The sequence below is a fragment of the Isoptericola sp. NPDC060185 genome, assembly GCF_042728595.1.
GTDB lineage: Bacteria > Actinomycetota > Actinomycetes > Actinomycetales > Cellulomonadaceae > Isoptericola.
The window spans coordinates 1-24,953 of sequence record NZ_JBHWYY010000057.1; the positions used below are offsets into that span (position 1 = coordinate 1).

The window sequence follows — 24,953 nt, forward strand, 5'->3', positions numbered from 1 at the left end:
GCCGAGGTAGTTCGTGCGGGCCGCAGAATTGCGGCCGTCTACGAACTACCTCGGCATTTTTCGAACTACCTCGGCAAATCCAGGACTACCTCGGCAGGCTTCGAACTACCTCGCGCGGGTCAGGCCTGGGGCTTGCGGGCCGGAGGCTCGCCCAGCTCGGACGCGGTGACGACGATGCCGCCCTGGACGTCCGGGTTGCCCTGGCCCTCGGCCGCCTCGACGACGTCGAGGGTGCCCGTGGCGCGGCCGGCGCCGCGGACGTCGTCGAGCGCGGACCGGACGCCGTCGAGCAGCGCGGCCGGGACGGCCATCGACGCCGCGAGGATCGGCGTGCGCATCGAGACCTTGGCCTCCGACTTGATCTTGCGGAGCGCGGCGAGGGCGTGACCGGCGGCCGTGAGCTGCACGGGGTCGCCGTCGCCGGCAGCCGCGCGCAGCGGGGCCGCGACGGGCCAGGCGGCGTGGTGCACCGAGCCGGTGCGCCACCACGACCAGACCTCCTCGGTCGCGAACGGCAGGAACGGCGCCAGGAGGCGCAGCAGCGTGTCGACCGCGAGGGCGAGCGCCGTGCGGGCCGACTCGGTCTCCGCCGTCACCTCCGTGGCCGCGGCGCCCGCGCCGTACGCACGGTCCTTGACCAGCTCGAGGTAGTCGTCGCAGAAGGTCCAGAAGAACGTCTCGGTGACCTCGAGCGCGCGGGTGTGGTCGTAGGCCTCGAACGCGGCCGTGGCCTGCTCGACCACCTCCGCCAGGCCGGCGAGCATCGCGCGGTCCAGCGCGACGGTGACGCGCGCCGGGTCGAGGACGATCTCGCCCGCGCCGGTCTCGGCGTCGACGCCGAAGGTCAGGGCGAACTTCGAGGCGTTGAGCACCTTGATCGCGAGCCGGCGCCCGATCTTCATCTGGCCGACCTCGAACGCGGCGTCCGTGCCCAGGCGGGCCGCGGCGGCCCAGTAGCGCACCGCGTCCGCGCCGTGCTCCTCCAGGAGCGCCATCGGCGTGACGACGTTGCCCTTGGACTTGGACATCTTCTTGCGGTCCGGGTCGAGGATCCAGCCGCTGATCGCCGCGTGCTTCCACGGCAGCACCCCGCACTCGAGGTGCGAGCGCACCACCGAGGAGAACAGCCAGGTGCGGATGATGTCCTGGCCCTGCGGGCGCAGGTCCATCGGGTAGACGCGGGAGAACAGGTCGGCGTCGCGCTCCCAGCCGGACACGATGAGCGGCGACAGGGACGACGTGGCCCAGGTGTCCATCACGTCGGCGTCGCCGACGAAGCCGCCGGGCGCACCGCGCTGCGACTCGTCGTAGCCGGCCGGGGCCTGCGAGGTCGGGTCGACGGGCAGCTCGGCCTCGGTCGGCACGATCGGGTGGTCGTGGTCGACCTCGCCGTCCGCGGTGATCGGGTACCAGAGCGGCACGGCCACGCCGAAGAACCGCTGGCGCGAGATGAGCCAGTCGCCGTTGAGACCGTTCACCCAGTTCTCGTAGCGCACGCGCATGAAGTCGGGGTGGAAGTCGAGCTCCTTGCCGCGCGCGAGCAGCTCGGCCTTGAGGTCGCGCTCGGCCCAGTCGCGCCCGCCGTTGCGGATGTACCACTGGCGGGAGGTGACGATCTCGAGGGGCTTGTCGCCCTTCTCGTAGAAGTTCGTCATGCGCTGGGTGGGCGTGGGGTCGCCGTCCAGGTCGCCGGACGCGACGAGCGCCTCGACGACGGCCTTGCGGGCGCTGAACGTGGTCTTGCCGGCCAGCTCCTCGGCGTACAGCGCCTCGCCCGGTCCGCCCGCGACCCAGGCCGGCGTCTCACGGGACAGGCGGCCGTCGCGCTGGATGACCGAGCGGGTGGCGAGCTGGAGCTCGCGCCACCACTGCACGTCGGTGAGGTCGCCGAAGGTGCAGCACATGGCGATGCCGGCGCCCTTGTCCATGGCGGCGGCCGGGTGCGCGAGCACCGGGACCTCGACGCCGAACAGGGGGGAGGTGACGGTGGTGCCGAACAGGCCCTGGTACCGCTCGTCGTCCGGGTGGGCGATGAGTGCCACCACCGCCGGGATCAGCTCAGGACGGGTGGTCTCGATGTACAGCGGGCTGCCGTCGGGCCGGTGGAAGGCCACGCGGTGGTAGAAGCCGGGGTACTCGCGCGCCTCGAGCTCCGCCTGCGCCACGGCGGTCTGGAACGTCACGTCCCACAGGCCGGGGGCCTCCGCCTGGTACGCCTCGCCGCGCGCGAGGTTGCGCAGGAAGGCGCGCTGGGAGGCGGCCCGGGAGGTGGCGTCGATGGTCTGGTAGTTCTGGGCCCAGTCCACGGACAGGCCGAGGCGGCGCCACAGCTCCTCGAACTGGCGCTCGTCGTCGGCGGTGAGCCGCTCGCACAGCTCGATGAAGTTGCGGCGGCTCACCGGCACCTGGTCGCCGGGCTTGACGTTCTTGCCGTCGGTGCCCTGGTGCGGCGGCTCGAAGCCCTCGACGTACGGCAGCGACGGGTCGCAGCGCACGCCGTAGTAGTTCTGCACGCGGCGCTCGGTGGGCAGGCCGTTGTCGTCCCACCCCATCGGGTAGAAGACCTTCTTGCCGCGCATGCGCTGGAAACGGGCGACCGTGTCGGTGTGGGTGTAGCTGAACACGTGGCCCACGTGCAGCGAGCCGGAGACCGTGGGGGGCGGGGTGTCGATCGAGTACACCTGCTCGCGCGTGGCGGTGCGGTCGAAGGCGTACGTGCCCTCGGCCGACCAGCGCTCGTCGAACCGCTGCTCCAGGCCGTCCAGGCTGACCTTGTCCGGTACCTCCCGGACCACCGCGCGCACGACGTCGCCGGCTACCTGAGCAGCAGAGCTGCCGGCGGTCGGGGTCGCTGCGGGGGTCTGCGCGGGCGCGGTCGGCGCCTCGGGGGTCGGGAAGTCGCTCATGGTCGCCCATTCTCCCAGATCCGAGGTGGCTCTCCGCGCATCGAAATCTCACGGGTCGGACGCTCGTGCCACATCGTGGACAGGTGTCCTGGGCGGGGCGCGAACAGTCGTATCGTGACGCCGGGCGCCCCTCCGGGCGCCGCACTCGAAACGTCCGGCCGCCACGCCGGCCGGACCGCACGAAGTCCCGGGAGGACGAGATGCAGGCGATGTGTTGTCGGTGCTGCCACCGCCGCTTCGCCCTGCCCGTCTGACACCCGAGGAGCTCCCATGACGCTCGACCACGCCGACGAGCTGGTCGTGCCCGAGGGGCAGCCCGTGCCCTCCGCCGGTGGCCGCCGCACGTTCTGGCGCCGGTTCGCCCAGGACCGGTTCGCCGTCGCCGGCGCGGTCGTGATCGCCCTCTACGTGCTGGTCGCGCTGCTCGCCCCGCTCATCATCCGTCTCCTCGGCGTGGACCCGTACACCTACGACCTGGGTGCCCTCGACGGGACGGGGGCGCCGGCCGGCTGGGGTGGCGGCATCAGCGGCGAGCACTGGTTCGGCGTCGAGCCGCTGACGGGCCGCGACCTGTTCGCCGTCGTCCTCACGGGCTCGCGGACCTCGCTGGTGGTGGGCATCGGGGCCACCGTGGTCTCGATGATCATCGGCACGGTCCTCGGCCTGCTGGCCGGCTACCTGGGCGGCTGGGTCGACTGGGTGGTCAGCCGCGGCGTCGACGTGATGCTCGGGCTGCCCGCGCTGATCTTCATGATCGCGATCGGTGCCGTCGTGCCGGACTCCTTCCCGCCGCTCCTGCTGCTGGTGCTCGTCATCGGGTTCTTCAGCTGGTCGTCGGTGGCGCGCGTCGTGCGGGGCCAGGCCCTCGGGCTGCGCACGCGCGGCTTCGTCCGCGCCTCCCAGGCGCTCGGCGCAGGGCACGGTCACGTCCTGTTCCGCCAGGTGCTGCCCAACCTCGCCGCGACCATCGTCGTCTTCGCGACCATTAGCATCCCCGGCGCGATCGGCGCCGAGGCCGCGCTGTCCTTCCTGGGCGTCGGCGTCCCGCCGCCGACGCCGTCGTGGGGCCGCTCCATCGGTGACGCCGTCACCTGGTTCAGCTCCGACCCCATGTACCTCGTCTTTCCCGGCATCGCCCTCTTCGGCATCACGCTCGCGTTCAACGCGTTCGGCGACGGCCTGCGCGACGCCCTCGACCCGCGCTCCGGAGGCCGCAAGTGAGCTCCCTGCGGTTCCTCGGCACACGCCTCGCGAGCATGGTCTTCGTGCTGCTCGCGGTGTCCCTGCTGACCTACGCGATCTTCGTGCTGCTGCCCGCGGATCCCGCCCAGCTCGCCTGCGGGCGGCCGTGCACCCCCGAGCGCCTCGAGACCGCGCGGGCCTTCATGGGGCTCGACCAGAACTTCGTCGTGCAGTGGTGGAACTTCGTCACGGGGATCTTCACCGGCCGCACGTTCGGCTCCGCGGGCGCGCAGATCGACTGCCCGGCGCCGTGCCTCGGCTACTCCTTCGTGCTGCGCCAGCCCGTCACCGACCTCATCGTCGGGCGGCTGCCCGTGACGTTCTCGATCGCGATCGGCGCCGCCGTGCTGTGGCTGCTCGCCGGCGTGGCCGGGGGCGTCGTCGCGGCGGTGCGCCGCGGCACGGCCGCGGACCGCGCCATCATGGTCGCGGCGATCACGGGCGTCTCGGCGCCCAGCTACCTCGTGGGGCTGCTCGGCATCCTGCTGTTCGGCTTCACGCTCGACATGGTGCCGGTGAACGGGTACGTCCCCTTCACCACGAGCCCCGTCGACTGGGCGTGGCACCTGGTGCTGCCGTGGTGCGTGCTCGCGTTCCTGTCCGCGGCCATCTACGCCCGGCTCACCCGCGCGCAGATGCTCGACGCCCTCGGGTCGGAGTACGTGCGCACGGCGCGGGCCAAGGGGATCACCGAGCGGCGCGTCGTGACGCGGCACGCGCTGCGCAACGTCCTGGTGCCGGTCGTCACGCTCTTCGGCCTCGACCTGGGCGTGCTGCTCGGCGGCACCGTCATCACCGAGAAGGTGTTCTCGATGGCGGGGCTCGGCGCGCTGCTGCTCGACGCCGTCGGCAACACCGACGTGCCGCTCCTGGTGGGCGTCACCTTCTTCTCGGCGGCCCTCATCGTGGTCGCCAACCTGCTCGTCGACGTCGTCTACGGCGTCATGGACCCGAGGGTGCGCGCATGAGCGCCCGCCTGCACGCCGGGCGATGTCCCCGCGTGACGCGACACCCCGACCCTGACGAACTTCCCGAGAGGCACTGAGAAGACCATGACCCGCAACCTCGCCCGCCGACGCGCCGTCGGCGCCGTCTCCGCCGTCGCCGCGCTCGCGCTGGTGCTCACCGCGTGCGGCGCGAACGACAAGGACGACAGCACCACCGGCAGCCCGACGGCCGTCCAGAAGGGCGGCACGCTGCACATCCTCACCTCGGCCCCGTCCATCAACTGGGACCCGGCGACGAGCCAGAACCTCGCCATCACGACCCTCGGCCTGGTCGAGCGCCGCCTCACGGCGTGGCAGACCAACCCGGACGGCAGCACCGAGGTCGTCCCCGACCTCGCCACCGACACCGGCAGCGTGTCCGACGACGGCAAGACCTGGACCTACACCCTCAAGGACGGGGTGACGTTCGAGGACGGCACCCCGATCACCTCCGAGGACGTGAAGTACTCGGTGGAGCGCTCCTTCGCCCCGGAGCTCTCGGGCGGCCTGAGCTACCACAAGAGCCTGCTCACCGGCGGCGACGACTACGCCGGCCCGTACGACGGCAAGCAGCTCGACTCGATCGAGACCCCCGACGAGAAGACCATCGTCTTCCACCTGGACAGCGCCTACGGCGACTGGCCGTGGATCGTCTCGATGCCGGCGTTCGGCGCCGTGCCGGAGGACAAGGACGACGTCTCGACCTACACGACGACGCCGGTCGCGACCGGCCCGTACACCGTCGCCGAGACGAAGGAGGGGACCTCGGTCACCCTCGAGCGCAACGACAAGTGGGACGCGTCGACGGACGAGGTCCGCACGGCCGGCCCCGACTCCATCGTCTTCGAGCTCGGACAGGACGAGACGGTCGTGGCGCAGCGCCTCATCGCGGACGCGGGCGACGACCAGAACGCCTTCGGCGCGACGTTCGTGCCCGCGGCGCAGCTCGCCCAGGTGCAGAACGACCCGGCCGCCAAGGAGCGCCTCGTGACCTCCGGGCCGGGCGCCCTGGCCTACCTCGCGATCAACACCGAGGCCGACGGCCTCGACGACGCGAAGGTGCGCGAGGCGATCGAGTACGCCGTCGACAAGCAGGCCTTCCTCGTCGCGTCCGGCGGCGAGATCTCCGGCGAGCTCGCCACCACGCTCATCACGCCCGGCATCCCGGGTCGCGAGGACTTCGACCTGTACCCGGCCGACGCGTCGGGCGACCCGGACAAGGCGAAGTCGCTCCTGAAGGAGGCCGGCTGGGACGGCCGCACGCTGCGGCTCGTCGTGCCGGACGACTCGCCCACGCTGGCGAAGGCCCAGGCCATCGAGCAGGGTCTCAAGCGCGCCGGCCTCACGGTGAAGATCGTGTCGCAGCCCTCGGACGTCTGGACGCAGACCGTGACGCAGGGCGACGGGTCGGACTACGACCTGACCCTCTCCTCGTGGCAGCCGGACTTCCCGAGCGCGAACGGCAACATCCAGCCGCTGTTCGCCACGTCCCAGATCGGGGGCGGCGGGTACAACCTGTCGCGGTACTCGAACAAGGACGTGGACGCGCTCATCGAGCAGGCGACGCAGGAGACCGACGCCGACACGGCCGCCGGCATCTGGGCGCAGGCCGACAAGGCGATCCTCGAGGACGCCCCGGTGGTCCCGCTGATCTACACGAAGAACTCCTTCCTGCACGGCTCCAAGGTGCAGAACTTCGAGATCCCGGACTTCCCGGCCTACCCGAACTACCTGAAGGTCTCGCTGGCCCAGTGAGCATCGACACCGGTGTCCAGCCCGGGAACGGGCAGCCCCTCCTGCAGGTGGAGGGGCTGTCCGTCGTGTTCGAGGACGCGGCCGCGCCCGCCGTCGACGGGTCGGCCTGGGCGCTGCGCCCGGGACGGGTGACCGCGCTGGTGGGGGAGTCCGGCTCCGGCAAGTCGGTGTCCGCGATGGCGGTGCTCGGGCTGCTGCCGCCGAGCGCCACCGTGACGGGCAGCATCCGGTACGGCGGCCAGGAGCTGGTCGGCGCGGGGCCGGAGGAGTACCGGGCCGTGCGCGGCGCGGTCTTCTCCCTGGTCTCGCAGGAGCCGATGAGCGCCTGGAACCCGGTGCTCACCATCGGGGACCAGGTCGCCGAGGCCGTGCGAGCGCACGCTCGCGTGCCGCGCGGCGCGGCACGCGAGCGGGTGCTCGCGCTGCTGCGCGAGGCCGGGCTGCAGGAGCCGGAACGGATCGCGCGCTCCTACCCGCACCAGCTGTCCGGCGGGCAGCTGCAGCGCGCGCTCATCGCGATGGCGCTGTCCCAGGACCCGGTGGCCATCGTCGCCGACGAGCCGACCACCGCCCTCGACGTCACGGTGCAGGCCGACATCCTCGACCTGCTGCGCCGGCTCCGAGACACCCGCGGCACGGCGGTGCTGCTCATCACGCACGACATGGGCGTGGTCGCGGACCTCGCGGACGACGTCGTGGTGATGCGCGGCGGGCGCGTCGTCGAGCACGCCCCCGTGCGCGAGCTCTTCGCCGCGCCCCGCGAGGCGTACACCCGGACCCTGCTCGACGCCGTCCCGCACCTCGGGCAGCAGCTCGCCCGCCAGGACGCCGACGCGACGGTGACCGCCCGGGACCGGCCCGCGGCCGACGGGGCGACGCCCGCGGGCGGCCGCGACGTCGTCGTGCTCGAGGACGTCGACGTCGTGTACCCGGGTGGGCGTCGTCGTGCGCCCGTGCGGGCCGCCGACGGGGTCGGCCTGCGGATCGCGGCCGGCGAGGTGCTCGGCCTGGTGGGGGAGTCGGGCTCCGGAAAGTCCACGCTCGGCCAGGTGGTGTCCGGGCTGCTCGTCCCCGACCGGGGGCGGGTCGTGGTGGACGGGCTCGAGCTGGCCGGCGCCCGGCGCGCCGACCTGCGGGCCGTGCGGCGCCGCACCGGGATCGTCTTCCAGGACCCCGCGTCCACGCTCAACCCGCGCTGGTCGGTGGGGGCGTGCGTCGCCGAGCCGCTGCGGCTGCACGGCGACGGCAGCGACGCGGAGCACCGGGCCAGGGTGCTGGAGCTCCTGGGCATGGTGGGGCTGGACGCCGAGCACGCCGTGCGATACCCGCACGAGCTCTCCGGCGGGCAGCGGCAGCGCGTCGCGATCGCCCGCGCGGTGGCCCTCGACCCGGCGGTGCTCGTGGCCGACGAGCCGACCAGCGCGCTCGACGTGTCGGTCCAGGCGCGCGTGCTGGAGGTGTTCGCCGAGCTGCAGGCACGGCTCGGGTTCGCGTGCCTCTTCGTGTCGCACAACCTGGCCGTCGTGGAGCGCGTGAGCGACCGCGTCGCCGCCATGCAGGCGGGTCGCATCGTCGAGACCGGGCCGACCGCCCGCGTGCTGGGCGACCCGCAGGAGGAGTACACCCGGCGGCTCGTGGGGGCCGCGCCGGTCGCCGACCCGGACCTGCAGGCGCGGCGGCGCCGGGAGCGGGCGGGGGCCTGACCCCCTGGCATCGGCCGGTACCACGTATCTCGTCCGTGGTCGGGGATAGGGTCGGAGGCATGCCCTCCGGTCTCACCATCGGCTATGCCGCGATGCTCGAGCAGTTCCACCCGACCGACGTCGTCGAGTACTCCGCGTACGCGGAGGAGCACGGCTTCTCCGGCGTCATGGCCGCCGACCACTTCCAGCCCTGGGTGCCCCAGCAGGGCGAGGCCGCGTTCGTGTGGAACGTGCTCACCGCCCTCGGCGAGCGCACGCGCGGCGACCTCGGCCCCGGCGTCACCGCCCCGACCTTCCGCTGGCACCCCGCGATGGTCGCGCAGGCCTCCGCCACGCTCGCCGCGATGTACCCGGGCCGGCACTGGCTCGGGCTTGGCTCGGGCGAGGCTCTCAACGAGCACGTCGTCGCCGGCTATTGGCCGGAGGCCCCCGAGCGGATCAACCGCATGTTCGAGGCCATCGACATCATCAAGAAGCTCTTCGCGTCCGGCATCGACGGCAAGGACGTCAAGCACTCCGGGCAGTACTACAAGATGGAGTCCACCCGCCTGTGGACCATGCCCGAGGTGCCGCCCGAGATCCTCGTGGCCACCGCCGGCCCGATCACCGCCAAGCGCGCCGGCAAGCACGCCGACGGCCTCATCACGGTCGGGGCGCCGCTCGAGAAGATCGAGATGCTGTTCGGCAAGTTCGACGACGGTGTGCGCGAGTCGGGCCGCGACCCCCAGGGGATGCCGAAGGTGCTGCAGGTGCACATGTCGTGGGCGGCCACCGACGAGGAGGCCCTCGCGAACGCGACGACCGAGTGGCCCAACGGCGGCATGAAGTTCCCGAAGGCCGACATCCGCTCCCCGCACGACTTCGCGCAGATGGCCAAGCTGGTGCGCCCGGAGGACTTCGCGGGCCGCATGGTCATCAGCTCGGACCCGGACGAGCACCGCGCCGCCATCCAGAAGTACGTGGACCTCGGGTTCGACCGCATCTACCTGCACAACGTCGGCCGGAACCAGAAGGAGTGGATCGAGGTCTTCGGCCGCGAGGTGCTCCCGAAGCTCGTCCGGTGACCGCCGCCGGTCCAGCGCCGCGGCTCGTCGTCTGGGCCCCGGCGGGCGTGCCCGAGGTGCGCCCCGGCGACGACCTCGCCGGGCTCGTGGGCGACGCGCTCGCCGCCGACGGCGCGGCGTCGGGCGACCCGCTCGCCGAGGGCGACGTGGTCGTCGTGACGTCCAAGATCGTCTCCAAGGCCGAGGGGCGCGTGGTGCGCGCCGCCGACCGCGAGCAGGCGGTCACGGACGAGACCGTGCGGGTGGTCGCGACGCGCGAGCGCCCCGACGGCCTGCCGCCGCTGCGGATCGTCGAGAACCGGCTGGGCCTGGTCATGGCCGCGGCGGGCGTCGACGCGTCGAACACGCCCGACGGCACCGTGCTGCTGCTCCCCGAGGACCCGGACGTCTCCGCCCGCGCGCTGCGGGCCGCCCTGCGCGGCCGGTTCGGGATCGACCGGCTCGGCGTCGTCGTCACCGACACGGCGGGGCGGACGTGGCGGGACGGGCTCACGGACATCGCGATCGGCGCGGCCGGGGTGGACGTCGTCGACGACCTGCGCGGCGGCGTCGACGCGCACGGGCGCCCGCTCTCGGTCACGGTCACGGCCGTGGCCGACGAGGTGGCCGCCGCCTCCGAGCTGGTGCGCGGCAAGGCCGACGGCCGGCCCGTGGCCGTGGTGCGCGGGCTCGCGCGTCACGTGCGCGCGGGGGAGGGCGCCGAGGCCGACGGGCCCGGCGCACGCACCCTCGTGCGCCCCAGCGCCGACGACCTCTTCCGCGAGGGCAGCGCCGAGGCGTACGCGCGCGGCCTCGCCGACGGCCGGGCGGAGGGGGCTCGATGAGCGTCCCCGCCGACTGGATCGAGCACCGGCGCCCCGAGGACCGCGAGGCCGTCGGCTGGCTGCGTCCCGACGGCGACGACTGGGTGGCGGTGTCGCTGCTCGGGCGCGACGTCAGCGGGCCCCTCGACTGGAGCGACGCCGAGGAGGCGCTGGAGGAGACGGGGCTGCGGTGGATGGCCGACGTCTGGATGCTCGAGCGCGACGACGACGAGCCGCTGCGGGTGCGGCTCGTCGAGGTCACGCCAGGCAGGGTGGTGGTGCAGACCGACGACTTCGGCGCCATCGACGCCGTCGTCACGCGGTACGAGCTGCCCTGGCCGGCTCCGGGCGCGCTACGGCCGCGGCGGGACGGCGACCCCGACGGCCGCGTCTTCTTCGCCGGCTGACCCCCTGCAGGCCTCGGAGCCAGGGTCAGCCGGCGTCGGTGGTGCCCTCGTAGAGGCCGATCCGGTTGCCGTCCGGGTCCTGCAGCACCGCCCACCAGCTGGTGGGGCTGATCTCCGACTTCGCCATGAGCACCGTGCCGCCCAGCTCGGTCACCTTGGCGAGCGTGTCGTCGATCGAGTCCACCTCCACGTAGCTGCGGGGCTGGTCGAAGCCGTCGTCCCGCGGCGCGAGGCCGCCGCCGCTGATCTGGTTGGGGGCGCGCCACATCGGGTAGTCCTCGAACCCGGGCGGCGCCTGGATCTGCCAGCCGAACAGGCCGCCGTAGAAGCCCTTGGCCCGTTCCTTGTCCGTCACGGGGATGTCGATGTGCGTGATGTCGCCGTGAGCCATCGTCGTGCTCCTTCGCGGATGGGGGGCGGGATCGCCCGGTTCCACGCTAGGCACGTCGTGCCGCACCTGCGAGCCTGTCGCCCATGACGACGACTCCCGCCACTGTCGACCTGTCCACGCCGCACGGTCGGCGTGCCGCCGAGCGGCTGCGCACCGAGGAGGTCGTGTGGCTGACCACCGTGGACCCCGCGGGGACGCCGCAGCCCACGCCGGTGTGGTTCCTCTGGCACCCCGACGGCGACGGCGTCGGCGAGATCCTGCTGCTGTCCCGGCCGGGGACGGCGAAGCTGCGCAACGTGCGGCGGTCCCCGCGCGTCGCCCTGCACTTCGGGACGGACGCGGTGGGCGACGACGTCGTCGTCCTGGTCGGCGACGCCGTCGTCGACGACGGCGGGCTGACCGCGGACCAGGCGGCCGTGTTCGACGCGAAGTATGCGGGCCCGGTCCGCCGGCTCGGCATGACCCCGGACGAGTTCCGCGCCGAGTACGCGGCGCTGCTGCGCATGGTGCCGGACCGGCTGCGCGGCTGGTAGCGGCCCCGACGCGGCGGATGCCGGGGGCAAGGATCGTCGGCGCGCCGCGTGGTAGACGGCGTCGCACCTCGTGATACTCGGTCTCGGCGTTCGACGAGGAACGCCTGCGGACACACGAGGGAGTGGTCTCATGCAGCACGCACGTCACAGCCACGGCACCACCCGGAGCACCCGTACCGCCCGCGCCGCGCTCGCGGCGCTCTCGGCGACGGCCGTCGCGGCGGCCGCGCTGGTCGCCGGCGCGGCCCCCGCGGGCGCCGCGCCCGCCCCCGACCGGTACGTCGCTCTCGGCGACTCGTACTCGGCCGGGTCGGGCATCCTGCCCGCCGACCTGCGCGCCCCGGTCGCGTGCCTGCGCAGCACGCTCAACTACCCCCACCTGATGGCCGACCGGCTCGACGCCGACGTCGTCGACGTGACCTGCGGGGGAGCGCAGACCGCCGACCTCACGTCGCGGCAGTACCCCGGGGTGGCGCCGCAGCTCGACGCCGTCACCGCCGACACCGACCTGGTCACCCTCACCATCGGCGGCAACGACAACAGCACGTTCATCGGCGCCCTGCTGGCCTGCGGGTCGATCGGCTCGCTCACCGCCGGCCACGGGAACCCCTGCGAGCGCACCTACGGCGACCGGTTCACCCGCCAGGTCGAGGAGTCCACCTACCCCGCCGTCCGGCAGGCGCTGGAGGACATCAGGGCCCGCGCCCCGCACGCGCGCGTCGCGATCCTCGGCTACCCGTGGATCGTGCCGGCGGAGAAGGGCTGCTTCGCCAAGCTCCCCGTCGCCGCCGGGGACGTGCCCTACCTGCGCGACCTGCAGGCCACGCTGAACCGCGTCATCGAGCGCGCCGCCGACGAGACGGGCGCGACGTTCGTCGACCTCGCCGAGCGCAGCGAGGGTCGCGACGCGTGCGCCCCGGCGGGGGAGCGCTGGGTGGAGCCGCTGCTGTTCGGCACCAACGTCGTGCCCGTGCACCCCAACGCGCGCGGGGAGAGCGCGATGGCGGACGCCGCCCTGGACGTGCTCGGCTACTGAGCCGCCCGGCGCGCCCGGCCGGTCACTCCGCGGGCGGCACGACCGGCGTCGGTGTGCCGCCCGTGATCCGCACCAGCTCGTCGAACGACGTCGGGAAGACGGTGCGGGCGTGCCCCGCGGCCGCCCACACGACGTCGTGGTCGCGCAGGTCGACGTCGACCAGCGTGCGCACGGGCGCGGGGTGGCCGACGGGCGCGACGCCGCCGATCACCTGGCCGGTGGCGCCGCGCACGGTGTCCTTGTCGGCACGGGCGAGCCGCCCCCCGAGGCGCGCGCCCAGGAAGTCGGTGTCGACGCGGTGCGCTCCGCTGGTCATGACGAGCACGGGCTCGTCCTCGAGCGTGAAGACCAGGGAGTTCGCGATCGCCCCGACGGGCACGCCGAGCGCCTCCGCCGCGCGGGCGGCGGTGGTGGCGTGGTCGTCGAGCCAGCGGACCTCGCCGTCGGCACCGGCGGCGTCGAGCGCGGCGCGCACCTTGTCGACCGCGGGGTGCGAGGGAGCGGGGGTCGACGGTTCGGGGTGCGACGGTTCGGGGTGCGAGGGCGTCGGGGCCTGGTCGCCGCCGGTCGGGGCGGGGGTGGCGTCGCCGGCGGCGGGCGCGGCGGCGAGGACGGGCACGGCGGCGGGGGGCAGCTCGTCGGCCAGCGTGACGTCGTCGCCGGACAGCCAGCGCAGCCACACCGTGCGCGGGTCGCCCTCGAGCACCAGCGCGCGGACCAGCAGGGTCAGCGGGATGGCAAGGATGGCGCCGAGCGGGCCGATGACGAAGGTCCAGAAGACCACGGAGACGAAGCTCAGCGTGAGGCTCAGGCTCACCGCGTCGGAGACGAACTTGGGCTGCACCAGAACCTGCAGCACCACGTTGACGACGCAGTAGACGGCGGCGACCGCGAGGGCGAGGGGCCAGCCGCCCACGACGAACGCCATGATGACCGGCGGGATGAGGCCGAGCACGAAGCCGATGTTGGGGATGAAGTTGGTGACGAACGCGAGGATCGCCCACACGACGGGCGCCGGCACGCCGAGCAGCGCGAGGGCGAACCCGTCCACCACGGCCACGACCGCACCGAACGACGCGTTGACCACGAAGTAGCGCCGCACGCCGGAGCTGAACCGGGTGGCGCGCGCGATCTGCGCGCCGTGGGTGGCGCCGAAGACGCGGGACGCCGTCGCGTACCGGGCGGCGTCGGCCGCCATGAAGATCGCGTACGCGAGGACGAAGAACAGCGCCGTGGCGATCGACAGAGCGATGCTGCTCACGCTGCCCGCCACGGCGAGCACGCGCGACGGCTCCAGGAACGACGACGCCGCGTCCGCGATCTGGGCGTCGAAGCCCAGGGCGGACAGTTGCGCCGCGATGTCGTCGACGGACTGCTGCAGCTGACCGAGGTACTCGCGCACGAGGCCCGCGAACTGGTAGCCGGCGAAGACGAGCATCGCGAGCAGCGCCGCGAGGATCAGGTAGGCGACGACGATGACCGCCGTCGTCGCCAGCCACCGCGGCCAGCCGCGCGCCTCGAGCGGCCGCCGCACGGGGTGGCAGATGATCACGATCACCGCGGCGAGGAACACCGGCGCGAGGACGTCCCTGGCCCAGTACATGCCGGCCAGGACCAGGACGGCCCCGCCGAGCGACAGCAGGGTGCGGGTCGCGGGGTTGAGCCCGCCGTGGTCGGTGGTCGGGCTGCCGGTTACGGGCGCCGGGGTCGATGTCACCCCGCGACCCTAGCGACCACGCCGGGCGCCGTCCTGCTCGACCACCTGTCGGGTCAGATCCATCGCTTCCCGCGGAACACGGCGAACAGCGCCACGCTCACGCCGAGCATCGCGACGAGCGCGGCCGGGTAGCCCCACGACCAGTGCGTCTCGGGCATGACGTCGAAGTTCATCCCGTAGACCGTCCCGACGAGCGTCGGGGCGAAGAGGATGGCCGCCCAGCCGGAGATCTTCTTGACCTCCTCGCCCTGGCGGATGCTCACCTCGGTGAGGTGCGTCATCTCCTCGTTCTGCCGCTGCGCGACGAGCGTCGCGTTCACCGTGAGGATGTCGCGCAGCGCGGCGCGGAAGGACTCGACGCGGTCGGCGACCTCGGTGAGGTGGTCGGCGACGTCGCGCAGGTACGCCTGCATCTCCTCGGTGACGCCGTACTTCTCCGCGCCCTTGGCGAGGGACCCGCACACGCGCTGCAGGGGGCGCACCGCCCGCTGGAACTCGACCACCTCGCGGGACAGCTCGTAGATGCGCCGCGACACGGCCGCGTCACCGCCGAACACCTCGGACTCGATCTCGTCGATGTCGGCGTCCAGGCCGGCGACGACGGGGGCGTAGTCGTCGACGACGCGGTCGACGATCGCGTACAGCACGGACTCCGGGCCGCGGGCCAGCATGCCGGGGTGCGCCTCGAGGTGGGTGCGCACGGCCGCCAGGTCGGGGCACGCCCCGTGCCGCACGGTGACGACGAAGTCGGGCCCCACGAACACGTGCAGCTCGGAGAACTCGACCGACTCGGTCGCGTCCACGTACCGCGCGGCGTGCAGCACGACGAACAGCGTCTCGCCGTAGCGCTCGATCTTGGGCCGCTGGTGCGCCACGATCGCGTCCTCGACGGCGAGCGGGTGCAGGTCGAACTCGCGCGCGAGCTGGGCCAGCTCGTTCTCGTCGGGCCGCTCCAGGCCGATCCACGCCATCCCGCCCGGGCGGGAGCGCAGCTCGCGGAACACCTCCGCGAGGCGGGTGAAGCTGGCCACGCGGCGGCCGTCCGCGTCGTAGAGGGCGGCCTCGACGATGGAGGACCGGCCGGGCAGGTCGCGGCGGTCGAGGCGCTCGCCGTCTGGCCGGTCCGCGTCGCGTCGCGCGCTGCCGAGGCGGCCGCCCGCGCCGCTGGCCGGGGTGGCGCGGCGGGGGCGCAGGGCGCCGAGCAGGGGGCGCGTGCGGACGGTGCGGGTGCTGGAGGTGAGGGACATGGCGGACTCCGAGGGCAGGCAGGGGCGAGGCGGGGCGCATCGTGCTGTGCATCGTTCCCGCGACTGCGGCTCGGCCGAGGCAGCCCGGCGACGTCCCGGGGCGTGCCACGGGAGGAGCGGGGAGCTCGGGAGGGGGCGACGCGGCGGTGCGCGTCGCGGCCGCCCGGACGTGTGCCGGGCGGGGAGCCGTCAGTCGCGGCTCGGACTACTGGGAGGCTCGCTACGGGTCATGTGCGTGCACCTCCCTCGTGTGTGCGGCGGTCGCCGCTGCTGCTCAGGCCGCCGCCCAGCATATCCGCGGCGGCGCCGGGAGGCCACGCCCGCCACCCGCCGGGCGGGGTGATCTCCGCGACGTCGGGGTGCTCAGCGCCGCGGGTCCACGAGGACCATCCCGGCGCGCAGGGTGTCGTGCAGGCCCGGCAGCAGGCGCGCGCCCTCGTCGAGCCCGACGACGCGGTCGACCAGGGCGGCCGGGCGCAGCGTGCCGTCGGCGACGCGCGCCAGCATCTCGGGGTAGTCGGCGGCGGCCATGCCGTGGCTGCCGAGCACGTCGAGCTCCCAGCCGATCACACGCGACATCGGCACGCGGGGGTGGCCGCCGACCGGCGGCAGCAGGCCCACCTGCACGTGCCGCCCCCGCCGCCGCAGGCTCCCGATCGCGTCCGCGCAGGTGCGCTCGCTGCCGACGGCGTCGACGCTCACGTGGCACCCGCCCGTGAGCTCCTGCACCACGGCGGGCACGTCCACGCCCTCGGCGGCGAGCACCGTGCGCGCGGCCCCGGCCCGGCGCGCGGCGTCGAGAGCGCCGTCGTGCCGGTCGACGGCGACGACCTGGGCGCCCAGCGCGGCCGCGACCATCACGGCGCTGAGGCCGACCCCGCCCGCGCCCACGACGACGACGCGTTCGCCGGGCTGCACGCGGGCCCGCCCGACGACGGCGCGGTACGCGGTCGCGAAGCGGCAGCCCAGGCTCGCGGCGGTGGCGTCGTCGACGTCGTCGGGCAGGGCGACGAGGTTGGTGTCCGCGGCGTGCAGCACGACGAGCTCCGCGAACGACCCGGCGTGCGTGAAGCCCGGCTGGGTCTGGTCGGGGCAGACCTGCGCCTGCCCGGACCGGCACCAGTCGCAGCGTCCGCAGCCGCAGACGAAGGGGGACGTCACGCGGTCGCCCACGCGCCACCGGCTCACGCCCCCGCCGACGGCGGCGACGACGCCCGCGAGCTCGTGGCCCGGCACGTGGGGGAGCGCGGTGATGTCCGTGTCGTGGCCGGCCCAGGCGTGCCAGTCGCTGAGGCACAGGCCGCTGGCGTGCACCCGCACCACCACGCCGCCGGGCGGCGCCTCGGGCTCGGGCACGTCGCGGACCGTCACCGGGCCGCCGAACCGGTCGAACGTCATCGCGCGCACGGGCCGATCCAACCACGGACTCGACCCCGGACCTGTCAGGACCAGGGCGACGAATTCCAGGTCCTGGTCCTGACAGCTCGCGCCGGGTGACGGGTCACGATTGGGCCACGGGAGGGGCGCGCGGCTAGGTTGCGCGCGTGATCCAGACCCGGTCGTGGGCGACGTCGCTCGCGTGCTCCCTGTTCCTCCTCGTCCTCGCGGCGCTCGCCGTGTGGTCGGTGCTGCCCCCGTCGCCGCGCCCCGCCGACGCGGCCGCCGACGAGTTCAGCGCGGAGCGCGCGTTCGCCACCGTCGAGGCGATCGGCACGCAGGTGCACCCGCACGGCACGGCCGCCGCGGCCGACGTCCGCGACCGGATCGTCGCCGACCTGCGGGACCTCGGGCTCGACCCCGACGTCACTGAGGGCGTGGGCATGTCGGGACGCCTGGGAGACCAGAGCCGCGTCGCCGCCACCACCAACGTGGTCGCCACGATCGAGGGCACCGACTCCACGGGCCCCGTCTTCTTCGTCGCGCACTACGACTCCGCCGAGGTGTCGCACGGGGCCAACGACGACGGGGCCGGCGTGGCGACCCTGCTGGAGACCGCACGCGCGCTCGGCGCCGGCGAGCCCCTGCGCAACGACGTCGTCCTCGTGTTCACGGACGCCGAGGAGGCCTGCCTGTGCGGGGCGGAGGCCTTCGCGCACGCCGACCCGCGGGCCGCCGACGGCGGGGTCGCCGTCAACGTCGAGGCCCGCGGCTCGTCGGGCCCGGCCATCATGTTCGAGACCTCCGACGGCAACGCCGCGCTCGTCGACGCGTACTCCCACGTGCCGTACCCGGTGGGCAGCTCCATGGCGGTCGAGGTCTACCGGATCCTGCCGAACGACACCGACTTCTCGCCGTTCCTCGACGACCCGCAGAGCCGGTTCACGGGCCTGAACTCCGCGTACATCGATGGCTCCGCGACCTACCACGCGCCCCAGGACACCCCCGACCGGATGTCGCTGGCGAGCCTGCAGCACCACGGGTCGAACGCCCTGGCCCTGGCGCGCGAGCTCGGGAACGGCGACGCCGCGGCGCTCGCGCGGCCCGCGTCGGACGACGCCACCTACTTCCCGCTGCCGGGCGGTGTGCTCGCGCGCTACCCCGGCTGGCTCGTGTGGCCGCTGGCCGTCGCGGCCGTGCTCGCCGTCGGGGCCCTCGCCGTCGTGCTCGCCCGCCGCGGCGAGGTCCGTGGCGAGCGGACCGGCGCCGGCCGCCTCGCGCTCGGCTTCGCGTCCGCGCTGATCCCGCTCGTCGGGGCCGTCGTGGGATCCATGGCGCTGTGGTGGGTCATGACCCTCGTGCGGCCCGGCTACGCCGAGATGCTCGACCCGTGGCGGCCGTGGGGCTTCCGCGTCGCGCTGCTCGGCATCGTCGCGACCGTCCTCGTCGCCTGGTTCGTCGGGCTGCGCCGCTCGCTCGGCGGGCCCGCGCTCGCCGTCGGCGCGCTCGGCTGGCTCGCCGTGCTCGGCGTCGTGCTCGCCGCCGTCACCCCCGGCGGCTCCTACCTCGCCGCACTGCCGGCGCTCGCGGGCGCCGTGGCCGGCCTGGTCGCCGTCACGGTGGCACGCGGGACGGTCGGCCGCCGGGTGGTCGTGACCCTCGGCGCGGCCGTCGGGGTGGTCGTCATCGTGCCGATCGGTCTGCTGTTCTTCCCGGCGCTCGGCCTGGCGACCGGGGCTGCCCCGGCCGTGGTCGCGGCGCTCCTCGGCCTCGCCCTCGCGCCGGTGCTCGCCGTGCTGCTCCCGCGCGGCCGGCGCCTCGGCCTCGGCCTGGTCGGGTCGTGCGCCGTCGTGGCCGTCGGGGCTCTCGTCGTCGGGTTCGTCGTGGACCCGTTCGACGCCGAGCACCCCGAGCCCACCCGCCTCGCGTACGCGCTGGACGCCGACACGGGCACCGCGCACTGGGTCTCCGACGAAGAGACGCCGAGCGACTGGACCGCGCAGTACGTGGACACCGAGACCGACCTGTCCGAGCCGTTCCCGATGTTCGCCGACGAGGTCTACGCGGGCGACGCCGAGGCGGCCGACCTGCCCGCCCCCGTCGTCGACGTGGTGGACAGCGAGCCCGACGGCGACGCGCGCCGCCTCACCCTGCGGGTGACTCCGGGCGAGGGCGCGCCGATCGGCACCAGCGACGCGCTGCGGTACGTGCAGCTCAACGCCGGGGGCGTCGAGGCGGCGACCGTGGCGGGCCGCGAGGTCCCGGTCGACGCCGGTGCTCTCGACACCCGCTTCTACGCCCCGGGCGCCGACGGGTTCGAGGTCGTCCTCACCGTCCCCGCGGGCCAGCCGCTCGACCTGCGGGTCGTCGCCGCCGGCGGCGGGCTCGAGGACCTGCCCGGGTTCGTCGAGCGCCCCGCCGACGTCGGCGTCGCCGGGTCGCACACGTCCGAGCTGGTGCTGGTCGGGACGTCCGTCACCCTCTGACCGGGATGACGGCGGCGGTCACCCGGCCGGCTCCGGCCGGGCGACCGCGTCGGCCAGCTGCGCCGGCGCCTGGATGCAGTAGGAGTCGGTGAGCAGCTCGGCCATCTCCTCCCAGTCGGTGCGCGCGTCGAGCACGACGCCGACGACGTTGCCGCCCCAGCCGGCGCGGAAGTACGGGCCGCCGAGGTGCTCGAACGCCTGCACCTCCTGAGGGTCGGCGCGGAACGTCACGCGGAACAGCTGGTCCTCGCCGCCGAAGACGTGCGCCACGGTCGCGCGGCGGACCCGCCATCGCACGCCCGTCCAGGCGTCCTCCTCGGCGCACTCCGGGAATCGCAGCAGGCCGCGGAGGCGGTCGACGAGCTCGGGCGGTACGTCAGGGCGGTCGGGCACAGCACGAATCTGCCACGGCCCGCCGACACCGGGCGGGCCGCTCAGCCCAGGCGGGCCGTGATGACGAGGTCCTCGCCGACGTCGATGCGCACGTCGGTGAGGCGGACGCCGGGCGGCAGCGCCGCGGCGAGGTCGTGGCTCTGGTTGCCCGCGGCCTCGACGCGTCCGCGCACGGTGGCGAGCAACGCGGCGACCAGCGGGTTGCCGCTGGAGATCCGCACGTCGCCGACGGTGAGCACCATCTGCGCGTCGACGGACGCCGACGCCGTCGCGGACACGGCGGCCGACAGGAAGCCCTTGCGGATCTTCGCGTCGATCCGCAGGCCGGCCGCGCGCGGGCCGCGCGAGTCGATCTGCACGTCCAGGTCGCTCAGCGTGACGCCCTGCGACTGCAGCGACACGGCCAGCAGCCCGTGCACGGTGGCGACGAGGCCCGCGCGCGAGACGGCGACGCTGGCCTGCCCGGTGACCGGGTGCGCGTCGTCGGGCTCGACCGGCTCGACGCCGACCTGGCCGTCGGACCCCTCGACCCAGGCGAACCGCAGGCCGGACGCCTCGACGAGCACGTCGACGGGGAGGTCGACGGCCGTGAGTGGGTGGGCGTCGACCCGCAGCCGGCGCACCGCGCCCTCCTCGCGCGACACGACCGTCGCGGGCGACCACTCGACGCCCGGCGCCTTCTGGTGCGCGCCGAACGCGACGCCCGTCAGATCCAGCTCGAGCGAGGCGACGTCCGCGCCGTCCAGCACCGCCCGCACCCCGGACCGGTCCAGGCCTGCCACGCCGGGGCCCGCCGCGCGGACGGCGAGGGCACGCAGCCGGGCGGCGAGGTCGTCGCCCGACGTCGGGCGCGGGGCAGGGCCGAGCGGCAGCAGCTGCGGTGAGGTCATGCGCGCGAGCCTAGTCGGCGCTCGCGAGGTGACTCGTCGCGGCGAGCTCGACCAGCGTCCGGTTGCGCCAGCCGTCGTCGTGGGCGAGGTGCGTGATGGCGCCCGGCGAGGTGGCGAAGGTGGCGAACCCGGCCGCCTCGACGGGGACGCGCAGCCACGTCGTGACGACGAACGTGTGCGCGAAGCCGTGCGTCACCACCACGTGGTCGTGGGCCTCATCCGCCATGAGGCCGGCGACGCACGCGCCGACCCGCTCGGCCACCTCGCGCCGCGTCTCCGCCCCGGGCACCGGGCCGCGGTGGTCGAGCCGGTCATCGTCCGGGGCGTGGACGCGCCGCGCGTCGAGCCAGGCGTTCGGCCGGCCCTCGGCGTCGCCGAAGCTGATCTCGCGCAGCCGCCGGTCCCGCTCCGCCGCGACCCCGAGCGCCGCGCCCACGACGTCCGCGGCCTCCGCCGCCCGGGCGAGGTCGGAGGTCGTGACGCGCACCGGTCGCCCCGGCTCCGGGCGGGCGTCCAGCCGCCGGCTCAGCTCCGCGGCCACCCGGTGCGCGTCGGCGCGGCCCCGGTCGGTGAGGCGCGAGTCGTACCAGCCGCCGACGAGGCCGGCGGCCGTGTGCTCCGCGTGCGGGTGGGCGACGACGAACAGGCTGCGTCTCATGCCGCCATCCTGCCCGTCCCGCAATCCTGTCCGCCGCCGCGCCGGGATCTCGTCAGCGCGCGACGCCCAGCAGGTCGGCGTCGATGGACGCGGCCGCGAGCTGGCCCGCCGCCATCGCCGCGGTCACGGAACTCACGGGCATCGGGAAGTCGGCGGTGTGCGCCAGGTCGCCGGCGGCGAGGACGCCGGGCAGGCTCGTACGTGCCATGGCGTCGACCGCCACGCAGCCGGAGTCGCGCAGCTCGAGGCCGAGCCGGTCCGCGAACGGCGCCGACTGGCGGAGGGTGGGCGCGACCATGACGCCGCCGAGCTCCTCCGCCGCGCCGCCGTCCAGCACCGCCCGGGCGCCCGGGTGGCCGCCGGGCAGCGTCAGGGGCTCGAGCCGCAGCACGCGCTCGGGCCGGACCGCGACGCCGCGGGCGTCCAGCGCCGCGCGGACCTGCGGGTCGACGCCTGCGCCGTCGGCGAGCACGACGACGCGGCTCGCGATGCGCTCGATCAGGCCGGCGACGCGCGGGGAGTGCGGGCCCGCCCCCAGGATCGCCACCGGCGTGCCGGAGAACTCGTGCCCGTGGCAGTAGGGGCAGTGCGCGGCGACGGTACCGAACAGGGCGTCCAGGCCCGGCGTCGCGGGGAGCTCGTCGCGCACGCCCGTGGCGAGCAGCAGGCGGCGGGCGGCCACGTCGCCGGCGTCCGTGCGCACGACGAAGCCGTCGGCGGGGGACGTCGGGTCGAGCGGGGCGATCTCGCGCGCCGTGGTGCGCCGCAGCTCGACGGTCTCGTAGGCGGCCAGGGTGCGGTGCGCGGCGGCGCGGAACTCCGCCGGCGCCGCGCCGTCGAAGCCGAGCACGTTGTGCATCGCGTCGGTCGGGTCGTTGCGGTAGGTGCCCGAGTCGAGCACGACGACGTCGCGGTGCGTGCGGCCGAGCATCAGCGCGGCGGCGAGGCCGGCGGGGCCGGCGCCGACGATCACCGCGTCGTGGAGGGTGGGGCGGGGGTCGCTCATGGCGTCTCCTTCGAGGGTCGGGTTGCGTGCTGCCCCCAGGCTGTGACTTCATGTCAACATGAAGTCAAGCGGTGGGGTGGAACCGGCGACCTGGAGCGTGGGCGAGCTGGCGGAGCGGTTCGGCCTGGAGACCCACGTGCTGCGGTACTGGGAGGAGGTCGGCCTGCTCGACCCGGCCCGCGACGGCGCCGGGCGGAGGCGCTACGGACCCGACGACGTGGTGCGCGTCGCGACGATCCTCAGCTCCAAGGTGGCGGGCATGAGCCTGGAGCAGATCCAGGTGCTGCTGGACGCCGGGGCGTCCGGGCAGGGCGCGCGCGAGCGGCACGAGGTGCTCACGGCCCACCTCGCCGAGCTCGACCGCCGACAGGAGGAGATCGACCGCTCCCGGCACATGACGGAGCACGCCCTGTCGTGCCGGGCGCACGACATCGCCACCTGCCCCCGCTTCCGGGAGCACGTGCAGGACCTCGTGGACGGCACCCGCACCTGGCGCGACGTGCACCCGGTGGCTCTCGTCCCGGCCGGGGCACGCTCGTGAGCGCGGGGGCGGCGGGCCCGGGGGTGAACGGCGAGCGCCCCGGGCCGCGCGAGCTCGGCATCGTCGTGGGCGACCTGCCCACCGGGCCGGCGAACGCCATCACCGACGTCGCCGGGGTGCGCGTCGGGCACGCGACCCTGCACGAGGGCCAGCGCCTGCACACCGGCGTGACGGCCGTCGTGCCCGACGCGCTGGGTGTCGGGCCGGGCCAGCGCCGCGCCCTGCCGTGCGGGCTGTTCGTGGGGAACGGGTTCGGCAAGCTGGTCGGCGCCACGCAGCTGGAGCAGCTCGGCGCGATCGAGACGCCGGTCGTCCTCACCGCGACGCTGTCGGCGTTCCGCGCCGCGGACGCCCTCGTCACGCACGTGCTGGCGTGGCCCGGCTACGAGGAGGTGCGGTCGCTGAACCCTGTGGTGGGGGAGACGAACGACGGGTACCTCTCCGACATCCGCGCCCGCCCGATCACGGAGGCGCACGTGCTGGCCGCGCTCGACGGCGCGACGGCCGGCCCGGTGGCGCAGGGCTGCGTCGGCGCGGGGGCGGGCACGTCCGCCCTCGGCTACAAGGGCGGGATCGGGACGGCGTCGCGCCGCGTCGAGGTGGCGGGCGAGACCCGCACCGTGGGGGCGCTGGTGCAGTCGAACTTCTCCGGCACGCTCACCGTGCAGGGGGTGCCGATGCCTGCGGCGGATCTGTTCGGCACCCCGTCGATCCCTTCGGCAGGGCGACGTGCCGAGGAGATCGACGGGCTGCCGAACAGACCGGAGGGGCCGGGGGTGCGGGACGGGAACTCCTGCATGATCGTCGTCGCGACGGACGCGCCCCTGGACGCACGGCGCCTGGAGCGGGTGGCCCGCCGCGCGGTGTTCGCGATGGGCCGCGTGGGCTCCGACTTCGCCCACGGCAGCGGCGACTACGGTCTGGCGTTCACCACGGCCGACCCGGCCGACCCGCTCCTGCCGGACGACGTCCTGAACCCGCTGTTCGCCGCCACGATGGACGCCGTCGAGGAGGCGCTGCTCGCCTCCGTGCTCACGGCCGTCACGACCGTCGGGCACCGCGGCACGGAGCGCGGCGTCCCGCACGACGCGCTGCTGGCTCGCCTCCGCGCGGCGGGGGTCGGCAGCTGACCGTCGGCGTCAGCCCTGCTTGGCCGCCTTGGCCGCCGCCTTCTGCGCCTTCTTGAACGTGCGCACCTCGGCGAGCGACTCCGCGCTGGTCACGTCGGCGATCGAGCGGCGCGACCCCTCGTCGCCGTAGTGGCCCGCCGCCTCCTGCCAGCCCGCGGGCCGGATGCCGCGCTGCTTGCCCAGCAGGGCGAGGAAGATCTTGGCCTTCTGCTCCCCGAAGCCGGGCAGCGCCCGCAGCCGCGCCAGCACCTCGGCGCCCGTGGCAGGGCCGTCGGCCCCGGGCGTCGTCCAGAGCTTCGCGACGTCGCCGTCGTAGTCGTCCACGATCGCGCGGGCCAGCGCCTGCACGCGCCCGGCCATCGAGCGCCCGTACCGGTGGATCGCTGGGGGAGTGGTGGCGAGGGTGACGAACTCGTCCGGATCGGCGTCCGCCACCGCGTGCGGGTCGATGCTGCCGAGGCGGTCACGGATCTTGCGCGGCCCCGCGAACGCGTGCTCCATCGGGTACTGCTGGTCGAGCAGCATGCCCACGAGCAGCGCGAACATGTCGTCGCTCAGCAGCGCGTCGGTCTCGGGGTCGCCGGTGATCCAGAGTGGTGCGGTCATGGGTCCATGATGCCTCGCACGCCCTGAGGTCGGTCGTCTGTCACGAGGTCGGTCGACATCCCGACCTCGTGACAGA

22 protein-coding genes and 1 pseudogene are annotated in these 24,953 nt (G+C 74.5%); 12 read left to right on the plus strand and 11 right to left on the minus strand.

Translation table 11 applies throughout. The features are described from left to right. Positions 1-119: 119 nt before the first annotated feature. Entirely contained in the window at positions 120-2,906 is a 2,787-nt protein-coding gene (gene valS, locus ACFWDO_RS15920) for a valine--tRNA ligase (RefSeq protein ID WP_380320143.1), read from the minus strand. Positions 2,907-3,176: 270 nt separating this feature from the next. Between valS and ACFWDO_RS15925 the strand changes: the two genes are divergently transcribed. The 7 genes from ACFWDO_RS15925 to ACFWDO_RS15955 all read left to right on the plus strand — a co-directional run bounded on the left by ACFWDO_RS15925 (position 3,177) and on the right by ACFWDO_RS15955 (position 10,866). Further along, positions 3,177-4,127 (plus strand): ABC transporter permease, encoded by a 951-nt coding sequence (locus ACFWDO_RS15925; protein WP_380320146.1) that lies wholly within the window; start codon positions 3,177-3,179, stop codon positions 4,125-4,127. After that, positions 4,124-5,116: an ABC transporter permease gene (locus ACFWDO_RS15930; RefSeq protein WP_380320149.1), complete on the plus strand. Its 993-nt coding sequence runs from the start codon at positions 4,124-4,126 to the stop codon at positions 5,114-5,116. The genes ACFWDO_RS15925 and ACFWDO_RS15930 overlap by 4 nt, the downstream gene beginning before the upstream one ends. Positions 5,117-5,200: 84 nt before the next feature. Then, positions 5,201-6,889 (plus strand): ABC transporter substrate-binding protein, encoded by a 1,689-nt coding sequence (locus ACFWDO_RS15935; RefSeq protein ID WP_380320152.1) that lies wholly within the window; start codon positions 5,201-5,203, stop codon positions 6,887-6,889. Then, a complete protein-coding gene (locus ACFWDO_RS15940; RefSeq protein ID WP_380320155.1) occupies positions 6,886-8,592 on the plus strand; it encodes a dipeptide ABC transporter ATP-binding protein in 1,707 nt (568 codons plus the stop codon). Before ACFWDO_RS15935 ends, ACFWDO_RS15940 begins: the two co-directional genes overlap by 4 nt. A gap of 59 nt (positions 8,593-8,651) precedes the next feature. After that, complete coding sequence (locus tag ACFWDO_RS15945) at positions 8,652-9,656, plus strand: TIGR03557 family F420-dependent LLM class oxidoreductase (protein ID WP_380320158.1); 1,005 nt, start codon at positions 8,652-8,654, stop codon at positions 9,654-9,656. Beyond that, the gene (cofE, locus tag ACFWDO_RS15950; RefSeq protein WP_380320161.1) at positions 9,653-10,480 is read left to right on the plus strand and encodes a coenzyme F420-0:L-glutamate ligase; all 828 of its coding nucleotides are present in this window, start codon (positions 9,653-9,655) and stop codon (positions 10,478-10,480) included. The genes ACFWDO_RS15945 and cofE overlap by 4 nt, the downstream gene beginning before the upstream one ends. Beyond that, the gene (locus ACFWDO_RS15955) at positions 10,477-10,866 is read left to right on the plus strand and encodes a hypothetical protein (protein ID WP_380320164.1); all 390 of its coding nucleotides are present in this window, start codon (positions 10,477-10,479) and stop codon (positions 10,864-10,866) included. The genes cofE and ACFWDO_RS15955 overlap by 4 nt, the downstream gene beginning before the upstream one ends. Positions 10,867-10,891: 25 nt before the next feature. Here ACFWDO_RS15955 and ACFWDO_RS15960 read toward each other — a convergent pair whose 3' ends face one another. Beyond that, on the minus strand, positions 10,892-11,257 hold the full coding sequence (locus ACFWDO_RS15960) for a VOC family protein (RefSeq protein ID WP_380320167.1): 366 nt from the start codon (positions 11,255-11,257) through the stop codon (positions 10,892-10,894). An 83-nt stretch (positions 11,258-11,340) separates the two neighbouring features. Between ACFWDO_RS15960 and ACFWDO_RS15965 the strand changes: the two genes are divergently transcribed. Together ACFWDO_RS15965 and ACFWDO_RS15970 are read left to right on the plus strand one after the other, a co-directional pair. Beyond that, the gene (locus ACFWDO_RS15965) at positions 11,341-11,790 is read left to right on the plus strand and encodes a TIGR03667 family PPOX class F420-dependent oxidoreductase (protein WP_380320170.1); all 450 of its coding nucleotides are present in this window, start codon (positions 11,341-11,343) and stop codon (positions 11,788-11,790) included. A gap of 130 nt (positions 11,791-11,920) precedes the next feature. Beyond that, the gene (locus tag ACFWDO_RS15970; protein ID WP_380320173.1) at positions 11,921-12,826 is read left to right on the plus strand and encodes an SGNH/GDSL hydrolase family protein; all 906 of its coding nucleotides are present in this window, start codon (positions 11,921-11,923) and stop codon (positions 12,824-12,826) included. A 22-nt stretch (positions 12,827-12,848) separates the two neighbouring features. Here the strand turns inward: ACFWDO_RS15970 and ACFWDO_RS15975 are convergent, their stop codons facing one another. The 4 genes and pseudogenes from ACFWDO_RS15975 to ACFWDO_RS15990 form a co-directional block, all read right to left on the minus strand. Beyond that, positions 12,849-13,301, minus strand: coding sequence for a YbaK/EbsC family protein (locus ACFWDO_RS15975; protein ID WP_380320206.1), 453 nt, complete (start codon positions 13,299-13,301; stop codon positions 12,849-12,851). Positions 13,302-13,589: 288 nt separating this feature from the next. Then, positions 13,590-14,429: pseudogene (locus ACFWDO_RS15980) on the minus strand (AI-2E family transporter); the annotation flags it as partial. A gap of 167 nt (positions 14,430-14,596) precedes the next feature. Continuing rightward, a complete protein-coding gene (locus ACFWDO_RS15985; protein ID WP_380320176.1) occupies positions 14,597-15,790 on the minus strand; it encodes a magnesium and cobalt transport protein CorA in 1,194 nt (397 codons plus the stop codon). Between the two features lie 363 nt (positions 15,791-16,153). Continuing rightward, on the minus strand, positions 16,154-17,197 hold the full coding sequence (locus ACFWDO_RS15990; protein ID WP_380320179.1) for an alcohol dehydrogenase catalytic domain-containing protein: 1,044 nt from the start codon (positions 17,195-17,197) through the stop codon (positions 16,154-16,156). A 137-nt stretch (positions 17,198-17,334) separates the two neighbouring features. Between ACFWDO_RS15990 and ACFWDO_RS15995 the strand changes: the two genes are divergently transcribed. Next, complete coding sequence (locus ACFWDO_RS15995; RefSeq protein WP_380320182.1) at positions 17,335-19,653, plus strand: M28 family peptidase; 2,319 nt, start codon at positions 17,335-17,337, stop codon at positions 19,651-19,653. 18 nt (positions 19,654-19,671) lie between these two features. Here ACFWDO_RS15995 and ACFWDO_RS16000 read toward each other — a convergent pair whose 3' ends face one another. From ACFWDO_RS16000 to ACFWDO_RS16015, 4 genes are read right to left on the minus strand one after another with little or no spacing between them, the layout of a single operon-like run. Further along, positions 19,672-20,046, minus strand: coding sequence for an MmcQ/YjbR family DNA-binding protein (locus ACFWDO_RS16000; protein WP_380320185.1), 375 nt, complete (start codon positions 20,044-20,046; stop codon positions 19,672-19,674). Between the two features lie 41 nt (positions 20,047-20,087). Next, the gene (locus ACFWDO_RS16005) at positions 20,088-20,936 is read right to left on the minus strand and encodes a hypothetical protein (protein WP_380320188.1); all 849 of its coding nucleotides are present in this window, start codon (positions 20,934-20,936) and stop codon (positions 20,088-20,090) included. Between the two features lie 10 nt (positions 20,937-20,946). Further along, the gene (locus ACFWDO_RS16010) at positions 20,947-21,594 is read right to left on the minus strand and encodes a histidine phosphatase family protein (protein ID WP_380320191.1); all 648 of its coding nucleotides are present in this window, start codon (positions 21,592-21,594) and stop codon (positions 20,947-20,949) included. Between the two features lie 52 nt (positions 21,595-21,646). Continuing rightward, positions 21,647-22,600 carry an FAD-dependent oxidoreductase gene (locus ACFWDO_RS16015; protein ID WP_380320194.1) on the minus strand — a complete coding sequence of 318 codons (954 nt, stop codon included), beginning with the start codon at positions 22,598-22,600 and terminating at the stop codon, positions 21,647-21,649. Between the two features lie 76 nt (positions 22,601-22,676). Here ACFWDO_RS16015 and ACFWDO_RS16020 point away from each other — a divergent pair, with 76 nt between their 5' ends. Both ACFWDO_RS16020 and ACFWDO_RS16025 read left to right on the plus strand, forming a co-directional pair. Further along, the gene (locus ACFWDO_RS16020) at positions 22,677-23,141 is read left to right on the plus strand and encodes a MerR family transcriptional regulator (RefSeq protein WP_380347034.1); all 465 of its coding nucleotides are present in this window, start codon (positions 22,677-22,679) and stop codon (positions 23,139-23,141) included. Next, positions 23,138-24,271: a P1 family peptidase gene (locus ACFWDO_RS16025; protein ID WP_380320200.1), complete on the plus strand. Its 1,134-nt coding sequence runs from the start codon at positions 23,138-23,140 to the stop codon at positions 24,269-24,271. Before ACFWDO_RS16020 ends, ACFWDO_RS16025 begins: the two co-directional genes overlap by 4 nt. A 9-nt stretch (positions 24,272-24,280) precedes the next feature. On the opposite strand, the gene ACFWDO_RS16030 is transcribed toward ACFWDO_RS16025, so the two are convergent. Beyond that, entirely contained in the window at positions 24,281-24,877 is a 597-nt protein-coding gene (locus tag ACFWDO_RS16030; protein ID WP_380320203.1) for an HhH-GPD-type base excision DNA repair protein, read from the minus strand. Between the last annotated feature and the right edge of the window lie 76 nt (positions 24,878-24,953).

Excerpts from the sequence above, each read along its gene's own strand:
- ACFWDO_RS16005 (WP_380320188.1), bottom strand. The coding sequence starts at position 20,936 with ATGACCTCACCGCAGCTGCTGCCGCTCGGCCCTGCCCCGCGCCCGACG.
- ACFWDO_RS15955 (WP_380320164.1), top strand. The coding sequence starts at position 10,477 with ATGAGCGTCCCCGCCGACTGGATCGAGCACCGGCGCCCCGAGGACCGC.
- ACFWDO_RS16010 (WP_380320191.1), bottom strand. The coding sequence starts at position 21,594 with ATGAGACGCAGCCTGTTCGTCGTCGCCCACCCGCACGCGGAGCACACG.
- ACFWDO_RS15925 (WP_380320146.1), top strand. The coding sequence starts at position 3,177 with ATGACGCTCGACCACGCCGACGAGCTGGTCGTGCCCGAGGGGCAGCCC.
- ACFWDO_RS15965 (WP_380320170.1), top strand. The coding sequence starts at position 11,341 with ATGACGACGACTCCCGCCACTGTCGACCTGTCCACGCCGCACGGTCGG.
- ACFWDO_RS15970 (WP_380320173.1), top strand. The coding sequence starts at position 11,921 with ATGCAGCACGCACGTCACAGCCACGGCACCACCCGGAGCACCCGTACC.
- ACFWDO_RS15935 (WP_380320152.1), top strand. The coding sequence starts at position 5,201 with ATGACCCGCAACCTCGCCCGCCGACGCGCCGTCGGCGCCGTCTCCGCC.
- ACFWDO_RS16030 (WP_380320203.1), bottom strand. The coding sequence starts at position 24,877 with ATGACCGCACCACTCTGGATCACCGGCGACCCCGAGACCGACGCGCTG.
- valS (WP_380320143.1), bottom strand. The coding sequence starts at position 2,906 with ATGAGCGACTTCCCGACCCCCGAGGCGCCGACCGCGCCCGCGCAGACC.
- ACFWDO_RS15960 (WP_380320167.1), bottom strand. The coding sequence starts at position 11,257 with ATGGCTCACGGCGACATCACGCACATCGACATCCCCGTGACGGACAAG.
- ACFWDO_RS15985 (WP_380320176.1), bottom strand. The coding sequence starts at position 15,790 with ATGTCCCTCACCTCCAGCACCCGCACCGTCCGCACGCGCCCCCTGCTC.
- ACFWDO_RS16015 (WP_380320194.1), bottom strand. The coding sequence starts at position 22,600 with ATGAGCGACCCCCGCCCCACCCTCCACGACGCGGTGATCGTCGGCGCC.
- ACFWDO_RS15945 (WP_380320158.1), top strand. The coding sequence starts at position 8,652 with ATGCCCTCCGGTCTCACCATCGGCTATGCCGCGATGCTCGAGCAGTTC.